Origin of the sequence: Virgibacillus litoralis (assembly GCF_017873675.1) — a bacterium.
Taxonomy (GTDB): Bacteria; Bacillota; Bacilli; order Bacillales; family Amphibacillaceae; genus Lentibacillus; species Lentibacillus litoralis.
The window spans coordinates 1-9718 of record NZ_JAGGKK010000039.1 but is presented as its reverse complement, the minus strand read 5'-3'; the positions used below and the strand labels follow the sequence as shown (position 1 = coordinate 9718).

The following is a 9718-nucleotide window of genomic DNA, read 5'->3' as shown; positions in this document are numbered from 1 at the left end:
GGCTTCTTGTATTAAGTATACCCAAAAAAGGGAAAAACAGCTTGGGACTTGACAGTTTTGTTCATATCAGCGGAATGAGGATTACATAACACGATTAAAATAGGCGTTTTTAATGAAATAACGGAATGAGGATCCGCCAAATCAGTGGGCAAAGCCTAGTCAATAAATACGAGAATGCTAGCGGGTGACTTTAGTTGAAGAAGGACATTGAATTTCTTTCCCAAAACTGCCCCCGCTAGATTTCATACTACTTCCTTCTAAACGACATATAAAAGAAACATCCATTCAAGATCGTCAGCACGACAAACCCGACAAATACATTACTGTAAACAATCTCGTTATCCTGTGCAATTGAAAATGGGTTTAATTTTATATCATTATCATAGTCTAGTATTTTTCCGATAATTGCCCCACCGAAGGCACCAGACATAAAATTAACTAAATTATAAATCCCCATTCCGACTCCAATCTCATTCCGCGGGAGAACAGTCGAAATCAGATTAGCTGTAGAGGTCTGGATAAACGGAAAAGCGATAAAGGTTATGATTAGCACGGTACTGATAAGCCAAGCAGGTCCTCCCGTAAAAGTGGATATTAGCAAGAATCCAGTAATCATTAGCGCAAAAGCAATAAAGACTACTTGATTACTACCTCGTCTATCAGTTAAAAGCCCTGCCCATCTCCCCATAAACGCAGCAACCATGGCACCTGGAAATAATGTAAGTCCTATAAGCAACGTATTCAATTCGTTTACCTCACTTAACAAAAGAGGCATGATAAACATTAAACCCATCATTGTCATGATTGCAAAAAAACCAGCAATAATCGTTGTTCGATATGGAGCGTTTTTAAATAAATCCGGGCGAATAAATGGAATGTCAGTCTTGGATATTCTCCACGCAAATAAACCAAAGAATACAATGCTAATGACGATGTACCACCAATCAAACATCGTAATAAAAAGGATAAGATCAGCAACAGCTACTGCAATAAATACAGCCCCTAGAATATCAACTTTACCTTCCTTCTTTTCCTCTTTAGGAATCCAGATTTGGAAGAAAGGTATGGTAATCATTACAAGCGCAGAAATTAAAAATAAAAATTGCCAGTTCAACGCACCCGCAACAAAACCACCAATCACTGGCCCGACGCCGGAGGCAAATGCCATTGTACTTGAAACAATTCCTAGTACTCTGCCTCTTTCATCCCAGAAATATCGTGATGGCACAATGAATGCCAATGCAAGAATGGAAGATGCCCCCATCGCTTGAATCAAACGCGCAATGACAACCATTAGGAATGTTGGTGCAAAAAAGCCAAAAACCGAACCGGCCGCAAATAAGCTCAATCCAATCGTTAATAACAGTTTCAACGGATAAATATCAGCTAATTTTCCATACATCAACGCACCAATTGCATACAAAATGATATACCCCGTTACAACCCAGCTTACCTGTGAGGGTAAAAGAGAAAAGGATCCTGCAATATCAGGTACAGCGATCATAAACATTGTTCCGTTCATAACAGAAAATAATAAAACAGAGCACATTAGGAAGATTATTTTCTTTTTCTCTGATTTGGATAACGTATATTCTTCAGTCGCTTGTTCAGCAATCGCACTCATTTCTCAATTCCCCCTCCCTATTAATAGCTTTATAGATATCATAAATAACCCACACGGAAGTAATCCAGTAAAGCGAATATAAAAAACATCATGTTGAATGAGTTTAACAAAAATATTATAAAGAGGGAATTATTTAAATTTAAATTGAATGATTATCGAAAGAATAAGTACCTGTCACCTTAGATGAATTATCCAAGGAGACAGGTACGTGTGATTGCAGAATTCACAATTCTTTTACCACATAGTTTATCAAAGTCGTAATATCAAAAACTGGTAGATCTGTCACTTCACGTATGGCACGTTTATACGGCGGCATATTGGTACACTCAAGTACAATAGCAGTTATATCCGGGTAATTACTTATGAGCATACGAACTGCTTCTTTCATTTCCAGGGATACTTTTTCCATGTCCAGTGCATGTGTTTCATCTACAATTGCGGCAGTAAATGCTGCTCTGTCATCCATACCCTCAATCGCGATTGGAATGTCAGCAGCTCTCGCACCTTCCAAATGCTGTTTGTCCAAACTCGCTTTTCTTGCAGTAAGAATTCCTATTCTTCCACCTGTAACCGTATGAAGCATCGGAATTTGGATTAAGCTTGATGCAAAGAAAGGAACTTTTAACTGATTTTGGATTTCCTGTTGAAAGATGGAAAGGAAGCCACAGCTTGTGGTTATTGCTTTAACGCCTGTTTCCTCTAAATACCTTGCTGATTCAATAAAAGGTTCAATCAATGCAGCATCTCCCTTTTTAACTACACGGTCGATAGTTGCTTTTTCTACTACTCTATATTCAACAGGAAAAGGAAAGGTATCTGGATTCCCTATATCCCCCTTTGGCCGGTAAAAATCGGTATCCAGCATCAAAATCCCCAATTTTGCGGTCTTCATTTTAGATGAACCACACGATCAATCCGATGAGTAAGAAATATAGCGAGTTCGGTAATGCCAGCATCATTACCTTTAACGGATCTACTTTCGTATTTAAAATCCCGCCTATCAAACCACAGATAACAAACGCTGTTAGACCTACAGGTGGCATATTCTGACCCGCTGCTGCTATATGGGATGCACCTAAAGCAATCAGTTCAGGGGCTACCTCCATTTTTTCAAGGATGGGACCAAGAAATGTAACAATAACAGATTGAGAAGTTGTTTGTGATCCGGTTAGCATACCGACAACTACCATCGACAGGGCCCCGCCCAATTTCACCATTGATGAACCCAGTCCTTCCGTCATAAGTGCAACCTTATCTATTAAGCCAGACGCGTAAAAAACACCAACCATGACCCCTGCACAAATCTGTATTTGGACAGTCTGATTTACTTTACCTAAGCCATTTTTAAAGACCCCTTTGGTATCTTTTCTGACAGCAGGGAATAAAAAGCTGACCAGAAAAGCAATAATAATTGCACTCACAACCTGAAAGGTAATGCCCTGCACAATTCTTATTTCTTTTAAAGGCTCCAGAATAAAAGCAAATATAGAAATTTCGGTAAAAATATTATAGTCAAATAACGTATTGGCCAGTACAATAGCGATTAAAACGAGCAGTGGTATCAACGTCTTCCATCGTTCTTTTAAAATTTGGATAACCTTCTGTTCCGGAATTAATTCCTTTGGCATCTTTTTCCCACGGACAAATCGAAATGATTCCAAGATGGCCAATATCGCACCGATTGTCACGGTTACGTAAGCAATCTTTATTACCGGACTTGGATCAACCCCTACCAATGAAGCAGAAAGAAATACACCTTGTGTAATTGGCGGCATAATGGATCCGATGGAAGCACCAAGCAAAATAATCATACCAATTTGTTCCGGCTTCAATTTTAATTCTGTTAATGAATTGATAACAAGAAACCCAATGACTGTTGCTGCCGCTATTGCGTCCCCAAGCAGCGAACCGGCTAGAATAAGTGTTATAAATATGGCGACTATTAAACCCTTAGGTGAGTTCCCGAATGCTGCGCGGAGACTGTTCAATGTTGTATCAATAGCACCTAATTTGGCTTGAGATTCAGCATAAAGACTGCCAAACAACGACAGCATGATAACCCAGGACAGTCGATCAATTCCATCCACGAATGCAAGTGCTGTTTCCCCAAGGTTTAATCCTGAAATAATTGCGGATGATACAGCAGCTACGAGCAGCGCAACCCGTATATCTCCTCCAATCTTTGGTATTTGTTTCACCAATGCAATGATAAACAGTAACGCCAGCGGTACAATAATTTCAATCATACATTCCCAACCCCTTGTTTCGGCTGTTTTTTTAAGGATTGTTGCTATTGATGTAAACGGCGACACAATACTGAAAAATTAGAAAAAAGCAATAACCTTTAAAAAAACAGCCTTAATCTAATAACTAAACAGCTTGCATCCTGTTCATTCGTAATGGTTCGAGCAAATCCTTATAGTTTGAGTTGTTGTCTGCTAAACTAGCAACCAGCACTCCAGTGATCGGTGCAAGTGCAATGCCATCCCCTTCATGACCAGCAGCTATGATAAACCCTTTTACATCTCGTGATTCATCAATAATCGGAAGTCCATCACCTGTAAAAGGCCTGAAACCCACCATTGTACGGATAATTCGGATCTGTTTTAACGCTGGAGCAATACGATTTGCATGTGCGGCTATAGCAGAAAGAACTTCAGGCTCAACTGCTTTATCAAATCCCTTGAATTCCCTGCTTCCACCGATCAGCAGATTTCCACTTTCCGTCTGCCCAAGCGAAAGCCCAATTCCATATGGTGGATCATTTGAATTACTTTCTTCCAGATGCTTGGCGGCAATATATTGTGAACATAAAATATTTCCATGAATTAATGGTTTTACTTTTTCCGAAATTAGAATTGCACCACGCCTTGGCATAATTGTTAGTCCAATTCCGGCCATTTCTGCTATTTTAGGAGCAAAAGGGCCTGCTGCATTAACCACAAGCTCCGTTGCAATGTATCCCTTATCTGTTTGTACACCTATTACTTTCCCATGGTTTACGGCAATATCGGTCACTTCAGTATGTGTTTGGATTTCCACTCCCTTTCGCTTTGATGCCTCTGCGAATCCTTGGCTTAATAGAAGTGGATTCACCTCGGCATCCTCTTTGCTGTAAGCAGAGCCAGCAATATGCGATGATAAACTCGGCTGCCATGCAAGTGATTCTTTCCTGTCCAACAGCTTCACATCAATTCCTGCCTTGTTTTGCTTTTTTATAAAATCCTTCATAAAGGGTAAATGTGATTCCTTTTCGATGACGATCATCCCGCCATCTTTCTTGAATTCAATCGATGCTTCCAATTCATCTTCTAAATTCTCGTAAATCCTTCTGCTAGCATTTGCTAGTTTAATAGGAAAACCAGGTTTTTTTGATTGCAGGAAAATTGCCTTATCACAAGCTCCAGAGGTTTGTGCCCCTATTTCACCTTTTTCAATCAAAACCACTTTTCGGTGCTCTGCCAACCGGTAAGCAATTGATGTGCCAATCACGCCTCCGCCAATTACGACAGCATCAGCTGTCTGCATATAGCTTCACCCCTTTAGAATCGTATTCCTTCCAAGATTGTTGTGATTTTTCCCTGCCTTTTGCTATATTCTGCTGAAATGTAATTACTGCATTTTCTCTTGCCTCTTTTACATTTTTCTGTGCTTCTTCTATTAATTTGTAGCTGAAAAGTCCAAGTTTTGCTGCAACGACTGTTCCTGCAAGGTTCCCCTGTTCCATAGCAACCTTTGCACTTTCGATTCCGGTAATATTACCGGCTACAAAGATTCCAGGCTGTGTTGTTTCCATCTCCGGACTATGCAACGGAATATGACCACCTAGTTCCTCGATATACACGGATTCACACCCAGCTGCACCTGCTAGTTCCATGAGTGGATACAGACCTCCTGAAATACACACACAATCCACATCAACTGTCTTGACACGATCCTCATTAGGAATACCTTCCTGACTTACTGGGGCTACCTTGATATGCTCAACCTGTTCAGCACCGCCAATTTCCAATACTGTTTTTCTTAAATAAAAAGGAGTTCCCCAAATTATGATTCCAAACCGCGGATAAAATTTAGCTCCGACTTGTTGAACGAATGGATATTTTGCCATATTTCCGGCAAACTTGAGGAATATGTTAGGTGCTGCGTGAGCCATACTGGATAAATAACTGATCATCTGGCTAGGTGTCGACCTGTCTTTCGAAAATTCATTGTTGGGCGGAAGAAATATTCCCACCACATGAACCCCAGCTATTTTCAATTGATGTGCTACTGATAAGGAAAGTGGATCCACACCGATAACCGCCACTTTATTGCCAGGCTTTACACGATGGTAGTTTGTTAGAGTCTGTGCAGCCCCGACTGCCATTGCTCCCGGCAAGGTCCATCCCGGAACTGGGATTGCTTTTTCAGTGGCTCCTGATGCAATTAAAACATTTTCCGATTGAAGTTCTTCTCCGTTGTTCATTATCACCTTCCAGCGTGGGTAGATTCCCCACACCTCTTTCCCCTGAAAACATGTAACCCCTGTCTGACGCAAATTTGTTTCCATTTCCCGGGCAATTTTTCTGCCATGCCACCAACCACTTTTTGGTTCTTTATGCAGCTGGCCAAGTAATTTGCCCCCTGCAGATGGATTTTCATCAATTACCGCTACCTTTGCACCGTATGACGCAGCTTTGATTGCTGCGCTCATTCCTGCAGGACCTGCACCAATAACAATCAGATCATACTTCATGAGTCATCCCCATCCTGCGATTTGATACACATCTGATCCCGTACTTTTGTAATGCATGCTCGCACGCTTCGTTTTCCGTCAACCGTTACACGGCATTCATAACAGTGACCGATTCCACAGTATATACCGCGTGGCTCTCTGTTTTTTTCTGAATACCTCAGCACACGAATATGATTAGCAAGTAACGCAGCCGCAATCGACTCTCCTTCATATGCTTGGTAATCCATCCCATTGAATGTAATCGTAACCGGTCTCTTTTCCAAATCTTCGAGAATCGGATGGTCCGTAATTCGCATCATTCAACACCCTTTCTCTCACCGGCTAGTTCAATCAGACTTATAGGTCGTACAGGATAAGTAAAGGTTAAGCCCGAACCATCTGGTATTTCCTTGTCAGTATAGTGAGCAACAATCTGTTCGATGAGCGGACGGCACGTTTTTCCCTGACATATCCCCATACCAGCTCGTGTTTTCAGTTTTAATGCCTTCGCTGTTGTTAATCCTTCATTTATGCCCGCTTTCAGTTCACTTAACATAACTTCTTCACATCTGCATATTAGTATATCTTTAGACATAGTTACCTCCTTATCGTTCGACTGAACATGGACAGGAAAAGAACTTATATAATTTTATGAATAATACAATTTTTCATGCAATTTTACTTGAAATGTACGCCCTTGTAAAGTGTGAGTCCATTTCACCCCGGTTATCTAAATGCCACAAATCGTTCTTACCTCCTAAGAACAAAAGCGCAAGCGCCTGTTCAGCGCCGTATGGACTGTGCTCAGCGCTGCGGGTGGGTCGACGTTGCCGCGCAAAGCGGCGGTCTTAGTCGATCTTCCTTTTCCCTGAGATTAGATGAACTTGACTTATCGCCAATGATGGCGAAAGTCAAGATGAATCTTATGCTTGGAAAGCGAAAAGGATACACGAAGAGCGTAAGTTGCCCTACAGGACGTGGGGTAAGTTCGACGTTGCCACAGGATGTGGTGGTTTTAGTCGAACATCCTTAATTTCTTATCGTAGACACGGGGAGGGAAAGTCCACTAGGCGCTAGGCGCTGGCCGGTGAGAACGCCACGTCCTGTGGCGTCACCGGCACTAGTACGTCCTGTACGTCGGAGCTGGACGTCGCTGATTCAGAAGTCCAGTTATCCACTGCACTTAAATTTTATAATTTCTTATACCATAAAAAAAGAGTACCTCCTAAGGTTAACGGGTTCCATTATGAGGTGCGCCAAGCTAAATCTCATAGCAAATCGCAAAGGAAATCACAACCAAAATCACAAAAAAGTCGCATTATTATTCACAAGAAAAGGAGCTTGATTTAACAAGCTCCTTTATTATTGGACAATTATTTTCTTCTTCAACTAACGCACCCATTAGTTCAACAAGATTCACCTATTTCCCAACAGTCTCTTAATTGTTCTAATTTGCCCACGATGGTTGATTTCGTCCTCCATAACGTGAAACCATAAATAGTAATTATTATAAGAAACACCATTACCCCATTTATTCTCTTCAAATAACCAAATATCTTTAAACGATTTCAAATATGTTAGTGTATTTTCTCTAACTTGTGATAATTCATCTAAATAATAATCAATAGAATGATTCCTAATCACTTCTCTTGCCTTATCGCCCAATTCCAAAGCTGTTCCCCACTTCAAGTATTCATCTTTTGTTAAATCTCTATTTTCAAACGAGATAACCTGATGAACATATTCAATTGACGCAATATGCGATAAAAGTGAACCAATTGAATTTGAACTTTCATTTTCTAAATAATCTAATTCGATTTGGTTTAAATTAGAGATTTCACTCAACGTAACTTCCCTTGAATGTTCAAGCATACTTACAAGTTCCCCAACTTTTTCATTAAAGTTGTCTTTTGTTTTGATTCTATAATCAATCATTAATCTACCTCCATTCTATTTGTATGTACAAAACTACTAATAAAATGGAAAAAAATAAAGACTGATAATTCGTGAAAATATATGATATAATTTAATTGAACATACAGAAATGGCAACCAGTTTTTGTTGCCATTTCTTGTTACCCTTCTTATTCCACCAACCTGCTCATGTTAGTGAAAAAAGCGTATCTGCTTATTAAATTAAAGCATTATTTAGTTGAACAAGAACATACCTAATTTTATTTATACTTTACGAATTCATCTTTTAGTAAACCCATAATGACGGAATCATGGTATTCTCCATTATAAAAAAGTTCATCTCTGATTATTCCTTCTTGCTTAAATCCTAATTTCTCATAAGATTTAATCCCTCTTTTGTTAAATGAATAGACATCCAAACCTATTCTATGTAAATTTAGTATTTCAAACCCAAATTCTAATAGGTTTGACATCGCTTCAGTTCCATAACCATTCCCCCAAAATTCCTGTTCAAAGATTGAAATACGAACAACAGAGTTCCTATTTTGATGATCAATATCTAACATTGCTATGTCCCCAATGGGTTGGTTATTCTCTTGCAAGCATATTATTAGGTCTATTCTGCTACTGTCTGTCGATATATTTTCAAACCAACTTTGAACACCTAAACGACTGAATACCGTTTGGGTTCCTGTTAATCTTCTTCCCTCTTTGTCCCACAGAGATTTAACATAAAAAATTTCTAAATCCTCACTTTCAACTGGTCTTAAATATACTCTCTCACCCTCAAGGAATTTAATTTCTTGTTTTTGCTCCATTTTCTTCATAGTAGTTCCTCCTTGTAAGTATTGCTAAAATCCTGTAGCACCATCTTATTTAATGCTAATAATAGTCATTATACGTTTACTATATAGCATTTCCGTAGTTTTAATAAATAGAGAAAATAATTAAAAATCAAACTCACCATAAAAAGCACTAATTACCTTTTACTTTACGGTAATTAGTGCTTGCACCTACTTTTTTGAGTAAGCAATTTTTTTAATGGTTTCGATTGAGAGATATTGTTCCTCAGCTAATTGGCTGATTGGCTTTCCATTTTTAAAATCTTTCCTAATACCATGGTTTCTATCATCAATTATTTTTCTACCACCGGAACGTGTACCCCATTTTTCGTAATTATTTTTAGTTTTCGGGATATAGATTATTTCACCTTGAATGTAGTTTTGAAGTTCTACAAGCAGTTCTTCAGGTATAACCGAGTTTGCATTTGCATATTTCATTTCTCTGACAGCCCCTTATTTTTAATTATGAATAGTAATAAGGTGCAAAGCCATATATTAGAAATGATATGATATTTATTAGGCGATAATATTTTTAGCTAATACCACCTCACGCAAAGTATCGCCATCTAATAATAGGCTTTGCATGAGATGACAACGATTTATTCAACGTTATTACTCTTTT

10 protein-coding genes are annotated in these 9718 nt (G+C 39.1%); all 10 read right to left on the bottom strand.

Annotated features, from left to right (window positions below; translation table 11 throughout):
• Positions 1–247: 247 nt before the first annotated feature.
• On the bottom strand, positions 248–1624 hold the full coding sequence (locus J2Z82_RS19170; RefSeq protein WP_209482402.1) for an MFS transporter: 1377 nt from the start codon (positions 1622–1624) through the stop codon (positions 248–250).
• A 223-nt stretch (positions 1625–1847) separates the two neighbouring features.
• Positions 1848–2516 carry an aspartate/glutamate racemase family protein gene (locus tag J2Z82_RS19165; protein ID WP_209482401.1) on the bottom strand — a complete coding sequence of 223 codons (669 nt, stop codon included), beginning with the start codon at positions 2514–2516 and terminating at the stop codon, positions 1848–1850.
• Position 2517: 1 nt separating this feature from the next.
• Positions 2518–3870 carry a TRAP transporter large permease subunit gene (locus J2Z82_RS19160; protein WP_209482400.1) on the bottom strand — a complete coding sequence of 451 codons (1353 nt, stop codon included), beginning with the start codon at positions 3868–3870 and terminating at the stop codon, positions 2518–2520.
• A gap of 124 nt (positions 3871–3994) precedes the next feature.
• Entirely contained in the window at positions 3995–5152 is a 1158-nt protein-coding gene (locus tag J2Z82_RS19155; protein ID WP_209482399.1) for an NAD(P)/FAD-dependent oxidoreductase, read from the bottom strand.
• Positions 5139–6362 carry an NAD(P)/FAD-dependent oxidoreductase gene (locus J2Z82_RS19150; protein ID WP_209482398.1) on the bottom strand — a complete coding sequence of 408 codons (1224 nt, stop codon included), beginning with the start codon at positions 6360–6362 and terminating at the stop codon, positions 5139–5141. Before J2Z82_RS19150 ends, J2Z82_RS19155 begins: the two co-directional genes overlap by 14 nt.
• Entirely contained in the window at positions 6359–6661 is a 303-nt protein-coding gene (locus J2Z82_RS19145; RefSeq protein WP_209482397.1) for a (2Fe-2S)-binding protein, read from the bottom strand. The genes J2Z82_RS19150 and J2Z82_RS19145 overlap by 4 nt, the downstream gene beginning before the upstream one ends.
• Positions 6658–6936 carry a (2Fe-2S)-binding protein gene (locus J2Z82_RS19140; RefSeq protein ID WP_209482396.1) on the bottom strand — a complete coding sequence of 93 codons (279 nt, stop codon included), beginning with the start codon at positions 6934–6936 and terminating at the stop codon, positions 6658–6660. The genes J2Z82_RS19145 and J2Z82_RS19140 overlap by 4 nt, the downstream gene beginning before the upstream one ends.
• An 821-nt stretch (positions 6937–7757) precedes the next feature.
• Positions 7758–8276, bottom strand: coding sequence for a DinB family protein (locus tag J2Z82_RS19135; protein ID WP_209482395.1), 519 nt, complete (start codon positions 8274–8276; stop codon positions 7758–7760).
• Positions 8277–8514: 238 nt separating this feature from the next.
• Positions 8515–9081, bottom strand: a complete 567-nt coding sequence (locus J2Z82_RS19130) for a GNAT family N-acetyltransferase (RefSeq protein WP_245251811.1) — start codon at positions 9079–9081, stop codon at positions 8515–8517.
• Between the two features lie 186 nt (positions 9082–9267).
• On the bottom strand, positions 9268–9534 hold the full coding sequence (locus J2Z82_RS19125) for a CD3324 family protein (RefSeq protein ID WP_209482394.1): 267 nt from the start codon (positions 9532–9534) through the stop codon (positions 9268–9270).
• Positions 9535–9718: the final 184 nt, after the last annotated feature.

What these genes read in the sequence shown, in the direction of transcription:
- J2Z82_RS19145 (WP_209482397.1), bottom strand. Translation starts at nt 6,661, where the DNA reads ATGATGCGAATTACGGACCATCCGATTCTCGAAGATTTGGAAAAGAGA.
- J2Z82_RS19140 (WP_209482396.1), bottom strand. Translation starts at nt 6,936, where the DNA reads ATGTCTAAAGATATACTAATATGCAGATGTGAAGAAGTTATGTTAAGT.
- J2Z82_RS19130 (WP_245251811.1), bottom strand. Translation starts at nt 9,081, where the DNA reads ATGAAGAAAATGGAGCAAAAACAAGAAATTAAATTCCTTGAGGGTGAG.
- J2Z82_RS19135 (WP_209482395.1), bottom strand. Translation starts at nt 8,276, where the DNA reads ATGATTGATTATAGAATCAAAACAAAAGACAACTTTAATGAAAAAGTT.
- J2Z82_RS19170 (WP_209482402.1), bottom strand. Translation starts at nt 1,624, where the DNA reads ATGAGTGCGATTGCTGAACAAGCGACTGAAGAATATACGTTATCCAAA.
- J2Z82_RS19155 (WP_209482399.1), bottom strand. Translation starts at nt 5,152, where the DNA reads ATGCAGACAGCTGATGCTGTCGTAATTGGCGGAGGCGTGATTGGCACA.
- J2Z82_RS19160 (WP_209482400.1), bottom strand. Translation starts at nt 3,870, where the DNA reads ATGATTGAAATTATTGTACCGCTGGCGTTACTGTTTATCATTGCATTG.
- J2Z82_RS19125 (WP_209482394.1), bottom strand. Translation starts at nt 9,534, where the DNA reads ATGAAATATGCAAATGCAAACTCGGTTATACCTGAAGAACTGCTTGTA.
- J2Z82_RS19150 (WP_209482398.1), bottom strand. Translation starts at nt 6,362, where the DNA reads ATGAAGTATGATCTGATTGTTATTGGTGCAGGTCCTGCAGGAATGAGC.
- J2Z82_RS19165 (WP_209482401.1), bottom strand. Translation starts at nt 2,516, where the DNA reads ATGAAGACCGCAAAATTGGGGATTTTGATGCTGGATACCGATTTTTAC.